General features: G+C 70.2%; 15 protein-coding genes. 4 read left to right on the top strand and 11 right to left on the bottom strand.

The window, feature by feature from the left end:
* Positions 1-20: 20 nt before the first annotated feature.
* The 5 genes from alaS to lexA all read right to left on the bottom strand — a co-directional run bounded on the left by alaS (position 21) and on the right by lexA (position 5,722).
* Entirely contained in the window at positions 21-2,669 is a 2,649-nt protein-coding gene (gene alaS / locus PSESU_RS05110; protein WP_013534703.1) for an alanine--tRNA ligase, read from the bottom strand.
* Between the two features lie 175 nt (positions 2,670-2,844).
* Positions 2,845-3,327, bottom strand: a complete 483-nt coding sequence (recX, locus tag PSESU_RS05105) for a recombination regulator RecX (protein WP_013534702.1) — start codon at positions 3,325-3,327, stop codon at positions 2,845-2,847.
* Between the two features lie 35 nt (positions 3,328-3,362).
* A complete protein-coding gene (locus PSESU_RS05100) occupies positions 3,363-3,752 on the bottom strand; it encodes a TfoX/Sxy family protein (protein ID WP_013534701.1) in 390 nt (129 codons plus the stop codon).
* Positions 3,753-3,875: 123 nt separating this feature from the next.
* On the bottom strand, positions 3,876-4,901 hold the full coding sequence (gene recA, locus PSESU_RS05095; protein ID WP_013534700.1) for a recombinase RecA: 1,026 nt from the start codon (positions 4,899-4,901) through the stop codon (positions 3,876-3,878).
* A 170-nt stretch (positions 4,902-5,071) separates the two neighbouring features.
* On the bottom strand, positions 5,072-5,722 hold the full coding sequence (lexA, locus tag PSESU_RS05090; protein ID WP_013534699.1) for a transcriptional repressor LexA: 651 nt from the start codon (positions 5,720-5,722) through the stop codon (positions 5,072-5,074).
* Positions 5,723-5,836: 114 nt separating this feature from the next.
* Between lexA and PSESU_RS05085 the strand changes: the two genes are divergently transcribed.
* Both PSESU_RS05085 and PSESU_RS05080 read left to right on the top strand, forming a co-directional pair.
* Positions 5,837-6,376, top strand: coding sequence for a hypothetical protein (locus PSESU_RS05085; RefSeq protein ID WP_013534698.1), 540 nt, complete (start codon positions 5,837-5,839; stop codon positions 6,374-6,376).
* The gene (locus PSESU_RS05080; protein ID WP_013534697.1) at positions 6,376-6,582 is read left to right on the top strand and encodes a helix-turn-helix domain-containing protein; all 207 of its coding nucleotides are present in this window, start codon (positions 6,376-6,378) and stop codon (positions 6,580-6,582) included. The genes PSESU_RS05085 and PSESU_RS05080 overlap by 1 nt, the downstream gene beginning before the upstream one ends.
* Positions 6,583-6,599: 17 nt before the next feature.
* On the opposite strand, the gene ubiB is transcribed toward PSESU_RS05080, so the two are convergent.
* The 4 genes from ubiB to PSESU_RS05060 all read right to left on the bottom strand — a co-directional run bounded on the left by ubiB (position 6,600) and on the right by PSESU_RS05060 (position 12,692).
* Positions 6,600-8,282 (bottom strand): 2-polyprenylphenol 6-hydroxylase, encoded by a 1,683-nt coding sequence (gene ubiB, locus PSESU_RS05075; RefSeq protein ID WP_013534696.1) that lies wholly within the window; start codon positions 8,280-8,282, stop codon positions 6,600-6,602.
* Between the two features lie 36 nt (positions 8,283-8,318).
* Positions 8,319-8,816 (bottom strand): CinA family protein, encoded by a 498-nt coding sequence (locus tag PSESU_RS05070; protein ID WP_013534695.1) that lies wholly within the window; start codon positions 8,814-8,816, stop codon positions 8,319-8,321.
* A 93-nt stretch (positions 8,817-8,909) separates the two neighbouring features.
* Positions 8,910-10,007, bottom strand: coding sequence for a cation diffusion facilitator family transporter (locus tag PSESU_RS05065; RefSeq protein ID WP_013534694.1), 1,098 nt, complete (start codon positions 10,005-10,007; stop codon positions 8,910-8,912).
* A gap of 96 nt (positions 10,008-10,103) precedes the next feature.
* Positions 10,104-12,692 (bottom strand): TonB-dependent receptor plug domain-containing protein, encoded by a 2,589-nt coding sequence (locus PSESU_RS05060; RefSeq protein ID WP_041763867.1) that lies wholly within the window; start codon positions 12,690-12,692, stop codon positions 10,104-10,106.
* A 487-nt stretch (positions 12,693-13,179) separates the two neighbouring features.
* Here PSESU_RS05060 and PSESU_RS05055 point away from each other — a divergent pair, with 487 nt between their 5' ends.
* Together PSESU_RS05055 and mutS are read left to right on the top strand one after the other, a co-directional pair.
* The gene (locus PSESU_RS05055; protein ID WP_013534692.1) at positions 13,180-14,616 is read left to right on the top strand and encodes a diguanylate cyclase; all 1,437 of its coding nucleotides are present in this window, start codon (positions 13,180-13,182) and stop codon (positions 14,614-14,616) included.
* Between the two features lie 50 nt (positions 14,617-14,666).
* Complete coding sequence (gene mutS, locus PSESU_RS05050) at positions 14,667-17,264, top strand: DNA mismatch repair protein MutS (protein WP_013534691.1); 2,598 nt, start codon at positions 14,667-14,669, stop codon at positions 17,262-17,264.
* Between the two features lie 294 nt (positions 17,265-17,558).
* Here mutS and PSESU_RS05045 read toward each other — a convergent pair whose 3' ends face one another.
* Both PSESU_RS05045 and PSESU_RS05040 read right to left on the bottom strand, forming a co-directional pair.
* Positions 17,559-18,017, bottom strand: coding sequence for a GFA family protein (locus PSESU_RS05045; protein ID WP_013534690.1), 459 nt, complete (start codon positions 18,015-18,017; stop codon positions 17,559-17,561).
* Between the two features lie 2 nt (positions 18,018-18,019).
* The gene (locus PSESU_RS05040) at positions 18,020-18,658 is read right to left on the bottom strand and encodes a glutathione S-transferase family protein (RefSeq protein ID WP_013534689.1); all 639 of its coding nucleotides are present in this window, start codon (positions 18,656-18,658) and stop codon (positions 18,020-18,022) included.
* Positions 18,659-18,806 lie beyond the last annotated feature (148 nt).

Below are 18,806 nucleotides of genomic sequence, written 5' to 3'. Positions count from 1 at the left end.
CGAGGCCAACTGCCGGATAACTAGCCAACGCGCTCGGCGACCCACGCGGGGACGTCGGCCAGGGCAGGTGCAAGGGCGGGCCCGTCCTCGCCACCACCCTGGGCGAGATCCGGGCGTCCGCCGCCCTTGCCACCAATACGACCCGCGACGTGCGCGAGAAGTTCGCCGGCCTTGACCTTGCCCGTTGCGGCACCGTTCACGCCGGCGACCAGGGCGACCTTGCCGCCCTGCGCGCCAGCCAGCAGCACCACGGTGTCGCCGAGCTGCTGCTTGAGGCGATCCACCGCCTCGCGCAAGCCCTTGGCGTCGATGCCTTCCAGGCGCGCGGCCAGCACCTTGATGCCGGACACGTCCACCGCCGAACCGGCGAGGTCCGCGGCGGCACTGCTGGCGGCCTTGGCCTTGATCGACTCCAGCTCGCGCTCCAGCTTGCGGATGCGCTCGGCAACCGCACGCGCGCGCTCGACCACCTCGCCGCGGCTGCCGCCCAGCAGCGAGGCCGCCTCGTCCAGCGCGCGGCCTTCGGCGGCGATGTGCTCCAGCGCGGCCTGGCCGGTCAGGGCCTCGATGCGGCGCACGCCAGCGGACACGCCGCCTTCGGACACGATCTTGAACAGGCCGATGTCGCCGGTGCGGGCGACGTGGGTGCCGCCGCACAGCTCGACCGATTCGCCCATCTTCACCACGCGCACGCGCTCGCCGTACTTCTCGCCGAACAGCGCCATCGCGCCCAGGTCCAGCGCTTCCTGGATGCCCATCTGCTGGATCACCACGGCGTGGTTGGCACGCACCTCGTCGTTGACCATGCGTTCGATCCGCGCGACTTCCTCGGCGTTGACCGGCTGGAAGTGGGAGAAGTCGAAGCGCAGGCGGTCCGGCGCAACCAGCGAACCCTTCTGCTGCACATGGGTGCCGAGCAGGCCGCGCAGCGCGCCGTGCAGCAGGTGGGTGGCGGAGTGGTTGAGCACGATCGCGCGACGGCGCTCTCCGTCGACTGCGCCGCGCAGGAGCTGGCCGGTCTTCAGGCCGCCCTCGGCCACGCGCACGAAATGGCCGTGGAACTGGCCGGCGAACTTCTGGGTGTCGCCGACCTGCAGCTTCGCGCCCTCGCCCTCCAGTACGCCGGTGTCGCCCACCTGGCCGCCGGACTCGGCGTAGAACGGAGTGCGGTCGAGCAGCACGATCGCTTCCTCGCCGCTGGCGACGCTGTCGACCGGACGGCCGTCGTGCAGCAGGGCCACGACCTTCATGCCCTCGGCTTCGAGCGCGTCGTAGCCCAGGAACACGGTCGGCTCCAGGGTGGCGACCAGCTCGGCCGGCAGCTGCACGCCACCGCCGAACTTGCCGGCCGCACGCGCGGTCTCGCGCTGCTGCTCCATCGCCGCCTCGAAGCCGGCGACGTCCACGGTCAGGCCGCGCTCGCGCGCGATGTCCTGGGTCAGGTCCAGCGGGAAGCCGTAGGTGTCGTACAGGCGGAAGGCGTCCACGCCCGGGATCACAGCGCCGGCGGCGTGGGCGGCCACGTCCTCGAAGATCTTCATGCCGGCGTCGAGGGTCTCGGCGAAGCGCTCCTCCTCGGCCTTCAGTGCTCGCTGGACGGTGTCGCGCGCGGCCGGCAGCTCCGGATAGGCCTCGCCCATCTGCGCGACCAGCTCATCCACCAGCTGGTGGAAGAACGGCTGGCGCACGCCCAGCATCCAGCCATGGCGCAGCGCGCGGCGGATGATCCGGCGCAGCACGTAGCCGCGACCCTCGTTGGACGGCAGCACGCCGTCGACGATCAGGAAGGAGCTGGCGCGGATGTGGTCGGCGATCACGCGCAGCGACTTGTTCTCCAGGTCCGGGGTGCCGGTCAGCGCGGCGGCCTTGCGGATCAGGGCCTGGAACAGGTCGATCTCGTAGTTGCTGTGCACGTGCTGCAGGATCGCCGCCAGGCGCTCCAGGCCCATGCCGGTGTCCACGCACGGCGCCGGCAGCGGTACCAGGGTGCCGTCGGGCTGGCGGTCGAACTGCATGAACACCAGGTTCCAGATCTCGATGAAGCGGTCGCCGTCCTCGTCCGGCGAGCCCGGGGGGCCGCCGGCGATGTGTTCGCCATGGTCGTAGAAGATCTCGGTGCACGGACCGCAGGGACCGGTGTCGGCCATCTGCCAGAAGTTGTCAGAGGCGTAGGGCGCGCCCTTGTTGTCGCCGATGCGGACGATGCGCGACTCCGGCACGCCGATCTGGTCGCGCCAGATCCCGTAGGCCTCGTCGTCGGTGTGGTAGACGGTGACCAGCAGGCGCTCGGCCGGAAGCTTCCACACGCCGGTCAGCAGTTCCCAGGCCCAGGCGATGGCTTCCTTCTTGAAGTAGTCGCCGAAGGACCAGTTGCCCAGCATCTCGAAGAAGGTGTGGTGGCGCGCGGTGTAACCGACCGAATCGAGGTCGTTGTGCTTGCCGCCGGCGCGCAGGCAGCGCTGGACGTCGGCCGCGCGCACGTAGCTGCGCTTCTCCGCGCCCAGGAACACGTCCTTGAACTGGACCATGCCCGAGTTGGTGAACAGCAGGGTCGGGTCGTTGCCCGGCACCAGCGGCGCGGACGGCACGATGGTGTGGCCCTTGTCCTTGAAGAACTCGAGGAAATCGCTGCGGATACGCGCAGTGGTATACGGGTTGGTGGGGGTCATCTGTCTTCGGCTGGCGACGGGTCCGGCCGGGACGGCGCCAGGCGCGCCCGGAAGGACGGGAAATCAACCGGTAAAGGGTATCAGAGCGCGGCCCCGGGCCGGCGGAACGGCGTGGTGCAGGCGCTGATCGGATGCGCCGGAAGTCCCGGAGCAGGCCCCGGAGCAGGAGCCGGGCTCAGTCGTCCGGATCCCAGCGGGTGGCGGCGCGGATGGCATCGCCATCGAAGCCGCGCCGGGCCAGCAGGTCGGCGGCCTTGCGCCGCTGGGCCAGGTCGGCCGGGCCGGAAGGTCCGAAGCGGCGGCGGACCAGGTCGCGGGCGATCTCGGTCCAGTCGCCCTCGAAGCCCTCCATGGCGGCGGCGACCGCCTCCCCGGACAGGCCATGGGTGCCCAGTTCGGCCCGGACATACAGCGGCCCGTAGCCGGAACTGGCGCGGTTGCGCACCAGGAACTCGGCGAAACGGGCGTCGTCCTGCCAGCCCTCCCCCGCCAGCCGCTCGACCGCGGTGGCGGCTTCGTCGGCGTCGACACCGCGGGCGGTCAGCTTGCGGGTCAGCTCCTTTCGCGAGTGCTCGCGCCGCACCAGCAGGCCCAGGGCACGCTGCACCGGGGTCTGTGGGGTACGCGGCTTGCGCCTGGAGGGGGATTCTTCGCTCATCGACTGCAGGTTACGGCAGAAGGCAGGGCCGGCTGTCAGCGGCTGGCGGGGCTGCGCCCGGATGCACCGGCTGGCTTGCCCGACTTGCCCGACTTGCCCGACTTGGCACGCCCCGCCGGTTTGGGCGGCGGCAACGCGGCGGAGGTGGTCCGGAACAGGCGACGCAGCAGCCCGGGCTCGTCCAGGGCCTCGTCCACCTGCAGCCAGGGGCTGGCCCCGGGATACGGTGGCGCCTCGACGGGACTGGGCAGCAGCGCGCGGGCTTCGGCCGTGGGCTTGAGGAACAGCTGGTTGTCGGCGACCACCGCCAGGAACAACCCGTCCAGGTAGAGGCCGTATTCGCCGAACATCGGCTTCGCGGCCAGGGCATCGCCCAGCCCGGCCTGCTCGAGCACGTACCCAAGGAACTGCCGATCAGTGGCCATGGCCATCACCTCCCTGCCCGGGATTGCGCCATCCGTGGCACCTGCCCTCCTGGCTTGAAGGAACCGCCCCCCGCCGGCGCGTCACTGACAGCACGCCGACGGGGAGCGGAGAGACTCGGTGGATCAGTCCTCGGCGGCTTCGTCGCGCGAGACCTCGGCCGGCTGGAACTTCTCGCGCAGCTCGCCTTCCAGGCGGGCGGCGACCTCGGGGTTCTCGCGCAGGTACTGGCGAGAGTTGTCCTTGCCCTGGCCGATGCGCTCGGAGCCGTAGCTGTACCAGGCGCCGGACTTCTCGACGATCTTGGCGTCCACGCCCATGTCGATCAGTTCGCCCTCGCGGCTGATGCCCTCGCCGTAGAGGATCTCGGTGACGATCTGCTTGAACGGCGGCGCCAGCTTGTTCTTGACTACCTTGATCTTGGTCTGGTTGCCGATGATCTCGTCGCCCTTCTTGATCGAGCCGATGCGGCGGATGTCCAGGCGCACCGAGGCGTAGAACTTCAGCGCGTTGCCGCCGGTGGTGGTTTCCGGGCTCTGGCCCGGCATCATCACGCCGATCTTGTGGCGCAGCTGGTTGATGAAGATCACCAGGGTGTTGGAGCGCTTGATGTTGCCGGTCAGCTTGCGCAGGGCCTGGCTCATCAGGCGGGCCTGCAGGCCGGGCAGCTGGTCGCCCATCTCGCCCTCGATCTCGGCCTTGGGGGTCAGCGCGGCGACCGAGTCGACGACCAGGATGTCGACCGAACCGGAGCGCACCAGCATGTCGGCGATTTCCAGCGCCTGCTCGCCGGTGTCGGGCTGCGACAGCAGCAGGTCGTCGACCTTCACGCCCAGCTTGGCCGCGTAGATCGGGTCCAGCGCATGCTCGGCGTCGATGAAGGCGGCGGTGCCGCCCTGCTTCTGGCACTCGGCGATGGCCTGCAGGGTCAGGGTGGTCTTGCCCGAGGACTCCGGACCGTAGATCTCGACCACGCGGCCCTTCGGCAGGCCGCCGATGCCCAGGGCGATGTCCAGCATCAGCGAACCGGTCGGGATGACCTCCACCGGCTCGACCACGCGGTCGCCCATGCGCATCACCGAGCCCTTGCCGAACTGCTTCTCGATCTGGCTCAGGGCCGCCGCGAGGGCGCGCTTCTTGTTCTCGTCCATCTGGGTGTGTCCTCGGTGTCAGTGATCGTGTGTGGGTAGTCTGGCCGGGGGTGGTCGCAAAAGCTGCGACGGGCCGGAAGCGGTGTGGATCAGGCTAGCGATCCCCGCCCGGCGCGCCCATCGCCGGATCCCCCGTGGCGCCGTAGGACTATTCCCCGGCGCCGGCTGCCTCATCGATTGGGGCGCACCAGGCCGCAGTAAAGCCCCTCGATGGCGAAATCCTGGTCGGGCAGGACCTCGATCGGGGCGTAGTCGGGATTGCGCGGCAGCAGGCGGATGCGGTCCCTGCCGATCTTCAGCAGCTTGACCGTGATCTCCTCGTCCACCCGCGCCACCACGATCTGGCCCGAACGCGCCTCGCGGGTCCGGTGCACGCCGATCAGGTCGCCGTCGAAGATGCCCTCGTCGCGCATGGAATCGCCCTGCACCCGCAGCAGGTAGTCCGGCGAGGGGGAGAACAGCACCCGGTCCAGGACCAGGAAGCTCTCGGCCAGGTCGGTGGGGACGTCGGCGCCGATCGGCATGCCTGCCGCGACCCGCCCCAGCACTGGCAGGCGCAGGGCATCGTCGTTGGCGGCGGTCGCGGCCTGCTCCTCGTGCAGCGCCTGCGGCAGCTGGCGGACGCGGATGCCGCGGGCGCGTCCCGGCACCCGCTCGATCGCACCGGCGGCCTCCAGCGCTTCCAGGTGGTACTGCGCGGCGCGCACGCCCTTGAAGCCAAAGGCGCGGGCGATCTCAGCCTGGGAGGGCGGCATGCCCTCGGCCTCGATGCGCTCGGCGATCAGGTGGAGGATCGCCTGCTGGGTGTCGGTCAGTTCCATGGTTAGTAGTAATACTGCTAACAGCAACCCGGTGCAACCACCGCGCCCGGCACTTGACCGGTGCGTAAATTCGTTTACGTTTTACGTAAATCCACCAAGCTCAAGGAGTGAGCGATGAACCCCGAACTGAAGATCCGCCGCCACGGTTACCACCTGATGTCGCTGGCTTCCATCGGGACCGTGACGGTGACGGCTGTCGGCCTGTGCTTCGTACTGCTGGTGCTGTCGGGAAGCACGGCGCCGTTTGGCACCTGGGTCCTGTTCGACCTCCCGCTGGAGGCGGCGGCGGGGCTCGATGCCGGGGACCGCGGCCTGCTCGCCGTGGCGATCGTGCTGTCCACCCTCACGTATCTCCTGCCTCTGGCCGCCGTGCGTCGCGTGGGCAAGGCACTGCATGCCTGCGTGGCACTGTCGGAACCGGTCGCCAGCGCCTTCATGCGCCTGGCCCACTCGCTGCCGCTCTCGCTGCTTTTCGACCTGGCAGGCGCCTTCGTGGCCGCCTGGGTGCAGAGCAGCCACGACGCCTGGCAGCTGCGCATCACTGTCTCTACCAGCCCCGATTACTTCCTGCTCGCCTGCCTGTGCCTCTACAGCGTCGCCCACCTCCTGCGCCTGGCGGTCCAGGCGGCGGAAGACGCGCGGAGCATCGTCTGATGCCGATCGTGGTGAACCTCGACGTGATGCTGGCGCGGCGCAAGATGAAGTCGAAGGACCTCGCCGACGCCGTCGGCATCAGCGAGACCAACCTGTCGTTGCTCAAGCAGGGCCACGTCAAGGGCGTGCGCTTCGCGACGCTGGAGGCGATCTGCCGTGTGCTGGAGTGCCAGCCCGGTGACCTGCTCGAGTACCGGGCAGGGTAACGCCCGGACAGCCGGCGCTACCTCCTGCCGCTGCGCCAGATCGACAGCAGGATCCACATGCCGACCACGGTGGCGCCGATGAAACCCATCACGCCCAGCGCCAGCAGCCAGCGGCTGGGCACGCCGCCGCCAGCGCTGTGCATGACGATGGAGGAGCCGATCACCAGCGCCGCGGTGACCACGCCCAGGGTCAGGCGGTTGGCGGCGCGGTCGACCTGGTCGCCGAAGGCCTTCAGCGAGGTCACTTCCATCTGCATGTGCAGCCGCCCGCGGCGCGCGGTGCGCAGCAGCCGGCGCAGCTCGCGCGGCATGTCGCCGGCCAGTTCCAGCGCATCGCGCATGCCGCGGCGGCCACGCCTGAGCAGCGCGCGCGGCGCCCAGTGCCTGAGCAGCACCTTTTCCACGTAGGGCTGCGCGGCGCTGGCCATGTCGAAGTCCGGGTCCAGCTGCCGGCCCATGCCCTCCAGGGTGAGGAAGGCCTTGACCATCAGCGCCAGGTCCGGCGGCAGGCTGAGTCCATGCTCGCGCAGGATCGTGGTCACGTCGGACAGCATCAGGCCCATGTGCAGGTCCTTGAGCGGGACCCCGCGGTACTGGTCGACGAAGGCGCCGATGTCGGCCTGCAGGCGCGATTCGTCGAACTCGCCGCTGCCCCCGGTCCATTCCATCAGCACCTCGGCCACCGCTTCCGGTTCGCGCGCCACCAGCCCGTGCAGAAGCTGCACGATCTGGAGGCGGCGCTGGTCGGAGACGCGCCCGACCATGCCGAAGTCGATCACGCCGATGCGTCCGCCCGGCAGGTAGAAGATGTTCCCCGGGTGCGGATCGGCATGGAAGAAGCCATCCTCCAGCACCATCTTCAGCACGATGTCGGCGCCGGTGCGGGCCAGGGCCGCGCGGTCCATGCCGGCGGCGTCGACCGCGGCCAGGTCGGTGCCCGGGATGCCGTCGAGCAGGTCCTGCACGTTGAGCCGCTCGCTGGTCCACTGCCAATGGACCTTCGGCACCACGATGCCCTCGTAACCGGCGAAGTTGGCGGCGATGCGCTCGGCATTGCGGCCCTCGCCGGCGAAATCCAGCTCGCGGCGCAGCGACACCGCGAACTCGTGCACCACCTGGGTGGGCCGGTAGCGGCGCAGGTCTGGGGCGCGCGCCTCGACGATCTCGGCGGCACGCGCCAGCAGGCGCAGGTCGGCCTCGACCGTGTCGCGGATGCCGGGGCGCCGGACCTTCAGCACCACCGCGGTGCCGTCGTCGAGCCACGCACGGTAGGCCTGGGCCAGCGAGGCGGCAGCCAGCGGCTTTTCCTCGAGGCGGGCGAAGACCTCGGCCGGATCAGCGCCCAGGTCCTCGACCAGCTGCGGGCGGATCTGTTCGAACGGCACCGCGGGCACCGAGTTCTGCAGCTTGCCCAGCTCGGTGATCCACTCCGGCGGCAGCAGGTCCACGCGCGTGGCCAGTACCTGGCCAAGCTTGACGAAGGTGGGGCCCAGCTCCTCCAGCGCGCGGCGCACGCGCAGCGGCGGCGGCATGTGCGCCGTCGCCTCCGCGTCACGCCAGTGCAGGATGCGGCCGGCGCGCTCCAGCGCCCCGGACAGGCCGATGCGCCGGACCATGTCGCCGAAGCCATGGCCGATCAGCACCGAGGCTATCTGCTGCAGCCGGCCCAGGTCGCGGACCGTGCCCAGGGTCTCCCACATCAGGTGCCCTCCCCCTGCTTCACGCTTGCATCCGTGTCATGCCAGCAGCTCGCCGATGCCCTGCAGCGCGCTGGCCACGGTCTGCCGTCGCACCGCCTCGCGGTCGCCCCCGAACTGGAACACCTTCGCGCTGGCGTAGCCGCCGCGGCGCTTCCAGGCGATCCACACCGTGCCGACCGGCTTGTCCTCGCTGCCGCCGCCCGGGCCGGCGATGCCGGTCACCGCCACCGCGACGCTGGCACCGGAATGCACCAGCGCGCCGGACACCATCTCGATCGCCGTCTCGCGGCTGACCGCGCCATGCTCCTCCAGGGTCTGCGGGCGCACCCCGAGCATGGCCTGCTTGGCCTCGTAGCTGTACACGACCATGCCGCAGTCGAACCAGGACGAGGAGCCGGCGATATCGGTCAGGCACTTGGCGATCCAGCCGCCGGTGCAGCTCTCGGCGGTGACCACGTGCTCGCGCGCCGCGGCCAGGCGCTCGCCCAGGGCCTGGGCCTGCGCACGCAGTTCGGCGTCGGAAGGTGGAAGCATCGTCAGGGTCCGTGGGAAGGCAACCGCCACGTTCTACCGCAGAACGGCGCCCGCTGTCGTGCGCCTGCGCAAGGCGCCGGCCCCGCCGCTCGCTCAGGGGTGGCCGCAGCCATGGCAGGGATCGTCCCCGCCGGTCTCCATCTGCAGGGTGACGTGGCCGATGCCGTGGCGACGCTCGATCATCGCCGCCAGCGCGCGGCGCACCGCCTCGCCCTCTGCACCGGCCTGCAGGACCACGTGCGCGCTCAGCGCCGGCGTGCGCGAGGCCAGCGCCCAGACATGCAGGTCGTGCACCCCGGCCACGCCCGCGGTCGATTCCAGGTCGTGGCGCAGCGTCGCCAGCTCGACGCCCGCCGGCACGCCCTCCATCAGCACGTTCAGCGCCTCGCGCACCAGGACCCAGGTGCGCGGAAGCATCCAAAGCCCGATCAGCACCGCCAGCACCGGGTCGACCCAGTTCCAGCCAGTGAAATGGATGATGCCGGCGGCGAGGATCACCACCAGCGAGCTGAGCATGTCGCTCCAGACCTCGAGGTAGGCGCCCTTCATGTTGAGGCTCTGCCCTGCCCCGGCGTGCAGCAGCTTCATCGCCACCAGGTTGCAGGCCAGGCCGATGGACGCCACCCCGAGCATGCCGATGCTGGCCACCGGCAACGGCGTGCGGAAGCGCTGCCAGGCCTCCCACAGGATGTAGCCGGCCAGCAGGAACAGCAGCGCGCCGTTTGCCAGTGCACCCAGTGCCTCGAACCGGGCGTAGCCATAGGTGCGGCGTGCATCCGGCGGGCGCCGCGCCAGGCGTACGGCGACCAGGGCAATGGCCAGGGCCAGGGTGTCGGTGGCCATGTGCGCCGCGTCCGACAGCAGCGCCAGGCTGTTGGTCATCCAGGCGCCGACGGCTTCGGCCGCCAGCACCGTGGCGGTCAAGGCCAGTGCCCACCACAGCGGCTTCTCGTGGCGGATCTCGGCCGGGACATGGCTGTGGCCGCCGGGGCCATGGTGGTGATGGCCATGACCGTGACCGTCGTGGTCGTGGTCGTGGTCGTGGTCGTGCGGATGGTCGTCGTGCGCCTGCCCTGCCGCCTGTCCAGCCACCCCTTGGGCATGCGGACGAGACGGGGAACTGTCGTGCCCATGGCCCTGGGCACCGGGCCGGGCGTGCGGCGGATCTGGCTGCGGATGGCGGTGTTCCATGGCGCAGGACTATCTGGAAAGCCTGAAGCGGAGACTATTACAGTCCGCCGCCTGCCCCGGGACCGGTGCCCCGGCGGACCGGGGCACCGGCATGGCTCAGAACTTCCAGCCCACGCGGGCGTAGTAGAAGCCGCCAGTGAACCCGTACGGCGAATGCACCGGATAGGCGGCGCCGGCCACCGAAGCGCCCCAGGGGTTGTCGTCCGGCACCTCGTCGAACAGGTTCTGCGCGCCGAGGGCGAAGTACAGCCCGGACGGCAGGTCCCAGCCCACCTCCGCGTCGACGATCACGCGGCTGTCGCCGTGGATCGGCAGGCCGCCGTCCTCCTCCAGGATGACGCCGCTGTCCAGGTGGTCCTCGAACCATGAGCCGTAATAGCCCAGGCGCAGGTTGGCGCGGAACACCTCGCGACGGTGGTTGATGCTGAAGTAACCCTTGGTCTTCGGCAGCGACTCCTCCAGCTTGTATACCCGCGCCTCGTCGATGAAGTCCGGGTTCCAGCCATCCACCTGCGTGCGGTTCCAGTTCACCGCCAGCGAATAGGTGGTGGTGCCGCCGAAGTGTCCGGTGTCGACGCTGGCCACCAGGTCCACGCCGGTGGTCGTGGTGTCGAAGGCGTTGCCGAAGTAGGTCACCGACGAGATCGACGCCGCCTCCGGATTCCCACTGGCCACCAGCGCCGCGCGCTCGGCGTCGGTGAGGTCGAAGCTGGTGCTCAGCGCGATGCGGTCCTCCAGCTCGATCCGGTACGCGTCCACGGTCACCAGCCAGTCGCCGCTGTCCCAGACCAGGCCCAGCGACAGGTTGCGCGACTCCTCCGGGGTCAGTGGCTGCGCGCCCTTGAGCGCGGCGATCGGGTTGGTCGGCGGCAGGGTTGCAATGTCCTGCAGCGAGGTGCCGCCGAATACCGTACTGATCTGGCTGATGTTGGACTGCCCCGGCGTCGGCGCGCGGAAGCCGGTGCTGGCCGCGCCGCGCAGGGCGAAGCTGTCGCTGAAGTCGTAGCGCGCGGTGAGCTTGCCGTTGGTGGTGCCACCGAAGTCCTCGAAGTCCTCGTGGCGCACCGCCGCCGCCAGCAGGAACCGCTCGCCCAGCTGCGACTCCACGTCCACGTACACCGCCCAGTTGCTGCGATCGAACGTCCCCGCGGTGCGTGGACTGAACCCGTTGAAGCCGTTGGAGCCGAGGGCGAAGCCCTGCTCGGTCAGCTGACCGATCGCGGTGGAGGCGGCATCGCCCTCGCTGACCTGGAAGCTTTCCTCGCGCCACTCCGCGCCTGCCGCCAGGCGCAGTGGCCCGCTGCCCAAACCGACCTCGAAGTCCCGGCCCAGGTCGACATTGACGCCCTTCTCGGTCTGCGTGTTGCCGCCGGGACGGAAGTACAGGTTGGCCGGCTGGTCCGGGCCCAGCGAGGCATTGACCGTGTTGTAGATGATGAAGTCGATGTCGTTGCGGCCGTAGCTGGCGCTGAGGTCCCAGTGCCAGTCGCCCCACCGGCCGCGGGCCCCGCCGACCATCGAATAGTCCTCCAGCTGCCCGGCGAAGCGCGGGGTGAAGCCGCCCGGCAGCAGCGAGAGGAAGGTGAAGCAGTTGGACGGCAGGGCCGCGACCTGCCCGCTCACGGTGGAATACGGGACGAGGTTTCCGTCGCCGTCGCGCAGGGCGATGGTGGGACAGCCACCGGCACCGGTGAGGTCGCCGACCAGCAGGGTCTGGCCGTCGTCGTTGGAGTACACGCCGGAGCGCGCCGTGGGATCACGGAAATAGAAGCCGCCGTCGACATCGCGGGTGGCGTAGTTGCCGAACAGGTAGAAATCCACGGTGTCGCCGGAGATGCCCAGGTTGGCCACGAACTTGATGTCGTCGTCGACCCTGGGCGAGCCCCAGATCTGCGCCGGCACCGGCACCCCGGGATAGCCGGCCGCGATGGCGGCGGCCGCGTCGTCCCGCTGCACGCTGCGCGAGGTGTCGTCGGCTTCGCGCCACTCGGCGGTCAGGGTGGCGAAGCCGCGCGCGGTCAGCGGCAGGCCGACCTGGGCCGAGTACCGGGTGGTGAAGCCGTCGCCTTCGTAGTACTGGCCGGCAAAGGCCTCGAAGGCGCCACCCTCGTTGATCTTCTTCAGGCCGAAGTTGACCACCCCGGCGATCGCGTCCGAGCCGTACTGGGCCGCGGCGCCGTCGCGCAACACCTCCACCTGGTCCAGGGCCAGGGACGGGAACACCGACAGGTCCGGCCCCTGCGCGCCATCGGACAGTCCGTGGCCAAGGAAGGTGATCACCGCAGAGCGGTGGAACCGCTTGCCGTTGACCAGGACCAGGGTGTTGTCCGGCGGCAGGCCGCGCAGGTTCGCCGGCCGCACCAGGCTGGCGGCATCGTCGATCGGGATGGTGCTGACATTGAACGAGGGCACCAGCACGCGCAGCTGGTCCAGCGCGTCGGTGGATCCCTGGCTGCGGAACTCGTCGGCGGTGAGGATGTCGATCGGGACCGCGGATGAGGACACCGAGCGCGGTTGGCTGCGGTTGCCCAGCACCGACACGGTGTCGAGGGTGGTGGCCCCTTCCTGGGCGACGAGGGCCACGGTCGCGCCGGCGTCGGGAGGAGGTACCGGTTCCTGCGCCAGGGCGACCGGGCTGCCGGCCACGAGGGCAGCGGCCAGGACGTTACGGACTGCGGCGGACAAGCGGGTCTTCGGAAACCTTGCATACCAGCTGCTGCGGGTTTTCATGCTGCCTCCGGAATCGGTGATGGTTCTCTCTGGACTCCCTCTCCCCTCTGCACCGAGCGATTGGTGCAGTGCAGCATCACAACAGGATTATGTTCGCCGGGCAAACCGTGAATCGCTCCACGGATGCCACGGGATAATTCGCAGGAAACGCGGATTCGTCCTCCTGATGGAGCGAAATCCGCACTTCCTTGGTGCCGTTCATTAACCCGCACCACGACGGCGCGGATAAGCAGTCATGCGGGATGCGAACAAGTCATCCGGAATCGTCCGATGTGGCTCTCGCCCTGCCCGCGACGCGCCACCATCCGGCTGGCTTCCCCAGTCCTGTCCGGGGCGACCGGCACGTTCCTGTTGGGCGCAGTCAAGACCATCGCGTGTGCCACGTTCAGCGCACGGGACGTACCCACGGCGCGATAATTTCCCCATGGATGGTTTACGTGACATGGCCGCACGCTCCGGATCCCCCACTGCAGCGCCCACCGATCCGCGCCTGATCGCCGACTGGACCCGGCGCCTGCAGTCGGTGGATCCCGCCGTCGCGCACCTGCTCCACGGGCTGGTGGCCGAGCTCGCCCCCGCGCTGGCCGACCACTTCTACGACGGCATGCTCCAGGACCCGCGGGCCAACCGCTTCCTGGACCCCGGCCAGGTGCAGGCGCGGCTCAAGCCTTCGATGCAGAGGTGGCTGCACCAGCTGGTGCAGGCCGATGCCGCCGCGGTCGAGGCCCTGCACCAGCTCCAGGAACACGTCGGCCAGGTGCATGCGCGCATCGGCATCCCGGTCGACCTGGTCGGGCGCGGCATGCGCCTGCTCAAGGAGCGGATGCACGAAGGCATCGCCAGCGGTGCCGGCAGCCATGCCGAGGCGCTCGCGGCGAGCCTGCAGCTGGACGGGTTGTTCGACCTGGCGCTGGAATCGATGACCCGCGCCTACACCCGCTCGCGCGAGGCCGCCGGCGAGCTGGACGGCTCGTTCCGCCTGTTCTCGCTGATCCAGAACGTGGGCACCGAGCGCGAGCGCCAGCGCGCGCTCCTGCTGGCCTGGGAGAACACCCTGCTCTACGCGCTGACCGCCGAGCAGCCCGGGCCGCTGGAAGGCCTGCTGCTGTCGCGCTCGGAGTTCGGCCTGTGGTTCCTGCACAAGGGCCTGGCCAGCTTCGGCGAAACCAGCGAGACCCGCCAGGTCGGCGAGCTGGCCGAGCGCATCGACGCGGCCCTGCGCGAACGCCTGCCGCCTGCCACCAGCGCGGCCGGGCGGCGAGTCCTGCTGGACGACATCCGCGGCTGGACCGCAGCGATCCGCGACCTGGTCGGCATCCTGTTCGAAGGCATCGGCGACCTGGAGTCCGGCCGCGACGCGCTCACCCGCCTGCTCAACCGCCGCTTCCTGCCGACCATCCTGCGTCGCGAGGTCGCGCTGCAGGCCAGCACCGGCCGCCAGTTCGCGGTGCTGATGCTGGACCTGGACCACTTCAAGGCGATCAATGACGGCCACGGCCACGAGGCCGGCGACCGCGCCCTGCAGCACGTGGCCGCGATCCTGGTCGAGAACACCCGCGGCAGCGACTACCTGTTCCGCTACGGCGGCGAGGAATTCGTGGCGGTGCTGGGCTCGGTCAGCCAGACCGAGGCGGTGGCCATCGCCCACGCCCTGCGCCGCGCGATCTCCGGGGCACCGCTGGCATTGTCCGACGGCACCCGCCTGCAGTTGAGCGCCAGCATTGGCGTGGCCGTCCAGGACGGCCACCCGGACTACGAGCGCGTGCTCGCCCGCGCCGATGCGGCCATGTACCAAGCCAAGCGCGCCGGCCGCGACCGCGTCGTGGTGGCCGACGGTCCGCTGCCCGAGCCGCCCGGCCACCACGCCGGGCAGGACTGAGCCGGGCGCGGGGCCGGTACAATCGGCGGCCCCGCAATATCCCCGAGCCGATGTCCAGGACCGCAGACAAGCCAGCAGCGCCCGAGCACACCCCGCTGATGAAGCAGTTCTTCGCCGCCAAGGCGGAGTACCCGGACCTGCTGCTGTTCTTCCGGATGGGCGACTTCTACGAGCTGTTCTACGACGACGCGCGCAAGGCCGCGCGCCTGCTCGACATCACCCTGACCCAGCGCGGCAGCTCCGGCGGCGCGCCGATCCCGATGGCCGGCGTGCCGGTGCATGCCTACGAGGGCTACCTGGCGCGGCTGGTGGCGCTGGGCGAATCGGTGGCGATCTGCGAGCAGATCGGCGACCCGGCGGCGAGCAAGGGCCTGGTCGAGCGCAAGGTGGTGCGGATCGTCACCCCCGGCACGGTCACCGACGAGGCGCTGCTGGACGAGCGCCGCGACACCCTGCTGATGGCGGTGGCACGCGGGCGTTCCGGCTACGGCCTGGCCTGGGCCGATCTTTCCGCCGGCCGCTTCCTGGTCAGCGAGGTCGAGAACGCCGACCAGCTGGAAGCCGAACTGGCGCGCCTGGAGCCGGCCGAACTGCTGGTGCCGGACGAGGAAGGCTGGCCGCCGCTGTCCGCCGGTGCGCTGCGCCGCCGGCCACCGTGGCTGTTCGATCCGGACAGCGGCCGTCGCCAGCTGCTGCGCTTCTTCGGCCTGCACGACCTCACCGGCTTCGGCATCGACGACCGTCCGCTGGCGATCGCCGCCGCCGGCGCGCTGCTGGGCTACGTCGAGGAAACCCAGAAGCAGCAGCTGCCGCACCTGACCTCGATCGCGCTGGAGACCTCCGGCGAGGCGATCGCGATGAACGCAGCGACCCGCCGCCACCTGGAGCTGGACACCCGGGTCGACGGCCAGACCCGCCACACCCTGCTGGGCGTGCTGGATTCGACCATCACCCCGATGGGCGGACGCCTGCTGCGCCGCTGGCTGCACCGTCCGCTGCGCGACCGCAACGTCCTCGGCGGCCGCCACCATGCGGTGGCCACGCTGATCGAGCAGCGCGCCGATGCCGACCTGCGCGACGGCTTCCGCGGCCTGGGCGATGTCGAACGCATCCTCACCCGCGTAGCCCTGCGCTCGGCGCGCCCGCGCGACCTGTCGACCCTGCGCGATGCGCTCGCCCTGCTGCCCGGCATCCGCCAGGCACTGGCGCCGCTGGATTCGCCGCGGCTGCAAGCGCTGTCGGACGAGCTGGGCCAGCATGACGAGACCGCACACCTGCTGGCCTCGGCGGTTGCACCGCAGCCACCGCTGAAGCTGGCCGACGGCGGCGTGATCGCCGAGGGCCATGACGCCGAGCTGGACGAGCTGCGCCGCCTGTCCACCAATGCCGACCAGTTCCTGGTCGACCTGGAGGCGCGCGAGCGCGCGGCCACCGGGATTGCAACCCTGAAGGTCGGCTACAACCGCGTCCACGGCTATTACATCGAGATCAGCAAGGGCCAGTCCGACAAGGCGCCGGTGCATTACACCCGGCGCCAGACCCTGACCGGCGCCGAGCGCTACATCACCGAGGAGCTGAAGTCCTTCGAGGACAAGGTGCTGTCCGCGCGCGAGCGTGCGCTGGCGCGCGAGAAGTTCCTGTACGAGGCGCTGCTGGATTCGCTCAACACCGTGCTGGAGCCGCTCAAGCGCTGCGCCGGCGCGCTCAGCGAGCTGGACGTGCTGGCCGCCTTCGCCGAACGCGCGCAGGCGCTGGACTGGGCGCGCCCGGAGCTGACCGACTCACCCTGCCTGTGCATCGAGCGCGGCCGCCATCCGGTGGTCGAGGCGGTGCGCGAGGAACCGTTCGAGCCCAACGACCTGGAGCTGTACGGCGACCGCGACGGCCAGGCGCGGCGGATGCTGGTGATCACCGGCCCGAACATGGGCGGCAAGAGCACCTACATGCGCCAGAACGCGCTGATCGTGCTGTTGGCGCACATCGGCAGCTTCGTGCCGGCCAGCCGCGCGGTGATCGGCCCGATCGACCGCATCCTCACCCGCATCGGCGCCGGCGACGACCTGGCCCGCGGCCAGTCCACCTTCATGGTGGAGATGGCCGAGACCAGCTACATCCTCCACCACGCCACCGAGCAGTCGCTGGTACTGATGGACGAGATCGGCCGCGGCACCTCGACCTACGACGGCCTCGCCTTGGCCGACGCGGTCGCGCGCCACCTGGCCACGGTCAACCGCTGCTGGACCCTGTTCGCCACCCACTACTTCGAACTGACCTCGCTGGCCACGCCGGAGAGCGGCATCGCCAACGTGCACCTGGACGCGGTCGAGCACGGCGATTCGCTGGTGTTCATGCACGCGGTGCGCGACGGCGCGGCCGACCGCAGCTTCGGCCTGCAGGTGGCGGCGCTGGCCGGCCTGCCCAAGGCGACGCTGGCGCAGGCACGCCGTCGCCTGGCCGAACTCGAGCAGCGTGGCCGCGAAACACACGCGGCCGAGGTCGCGCCGCAGGCGCTGGATGCCCCGCAGCAGTTCGGCCTGTTCGCGCAGGCGCCGTCGGCCGCGCAGGAAGCACTGGCCGCGCTGGACCCGGACGAGCTGACGCCGAAGCAGGCGCTCGAGGCGCTGTACCGGCTGAAATCGCTGCTTTAACGCGCCTCCGGAGCATGCGCCGGCTCGCGGCCCGGACAAGGTCGAAGGCTGCATGCGGGTACGCCATGCGTACAACCACTGGCCACTACGCGTCGAGACCGGATGGTGTGTCCCCGGGTGCGCTTCGCTTACCCGGGCTACCACACGTCCTCCCCTCTCTCTGCGGCTGAGGCGGAACGCCTGCACGCCACCGACGCCAGTGATGTCGAACGCCTGCATCCTGCGGATGCCGGACGGCGTGGAGAGAGGTAACAAGCGTGAGGGCCGGCATCCCGGCCATGCCAGGGGTGCCAGTTACGCCGCGGTACCGACCTTCTCCCCGACCCCTCCCGCGGACGCGGAGCGGCTGCGCCTACGGCGTGGTGTTAGCCGGGGTTCGCGCGGATTGTCGTTGCGTCCCTCGGAGTGGCGCACCGCGCCGGATACGGGCTCCTTGATGCTGGCGCCGCCCAGGGTGCTGAGCTGCACTGCCACGAACGCCCTGCCAACCTCCGGGACGTAGCCATGACCGTACACGGTCACGCCGCAGCGGGTGCAGAAGTGGTGGTGGATACTGGCGTCGTCCCGGACCTTGACGTAGTCACCCAGCACCTCGCCGCCCTGCAGCAGCTCGAAGTCGCTCGCCAGCGCCCCCCAGCTGCGGATCTTCGCGCAGCAGCGGCAGTTGCAGCAGCAGGTGCCGGCCGCGAGGTCGAGCCTGGCGCGGTAACGCACCGCGCCGCAGTGACAGCTGCCGCTGTAGAGGTTCTCCACGGTCAGCCTTCCTGGCCCTGTGGCGTGCCGGCCCGTGCTGCCAGTTCGTTGTCGCGCGCGTTCGCCGCGATCGCCGCCGGACGCGAGGCGTGCAGCTGGGCGAAGGCAGTGAACGCCGGGCGCTTCTCGATCAGCCCGATCATCATGTAGTAGCCAAGGAACGCGGCCATCATCAGGTCCGCAGCAGTAAAGCGGTCGCCGGCCAGGTGCTCGCGACCAGCCACGGCCTGCTCAAGCGTGCGCAGCACGTCCTCCTCGGTGCCATACCCGGCCGACAGTGGGGCCGCCAGCGCGCCCGCATGCTTGGCCGTGAGCAGCGATTCCACCGGACCGGCGAGGAAGAACAACCAGCGGTAGTAGCTGCCGCGCTCCGGGGAACCCGGCGGCGGCGCCAGGCCCTTCCCAGGCACCAGGTCGGCGAGGTAGGCGCAGATCGCCGCATTCTCGGTGACCACCACGTCGCCGTGGCGGATCGCCGGGACCTTGCCCATGGGGTTGATCGCCAGGTATTGGGGCGACTTCATCGCCGCGCCGAATTCCAGCACGACCTCCTCGTACGGCAGGCCGGTCTCCTCCAGCATCCAGCGGGTGATCCGCGCCCGCGACTGGGGGTTGGTGTAGAAGGTCAGCGTCTTGCCCATCGGTCGTCTCCGTTGCCGGGAAGGAAACCGGAGTCTGCGGCGGGGCTGCTGACAGCTGATGTCAGCAGCGTGCGCCCGTCCCTCGGCCGTCCCGCGCTCCCGATCCTCTGCCCCCCTTTCCCCTGCCGCTCTCCCAGCGGAAGAGCTG

The sequence above is a fragment of the Pseudoxanthomonas suwonensis 11-1 genome, from assembly GCF_000185965.1.
GTDB lineage: Bacteria > Pseudomonadota > Gammaproteobacteria > Xanthomonadales > Xanthomonadaceae > Pseudoxanthomonas > Pseudoxanthomonas suwonensis_A.
This window is presented reverse-complemented; position numbering and strand designations above follow the sequence as displayed.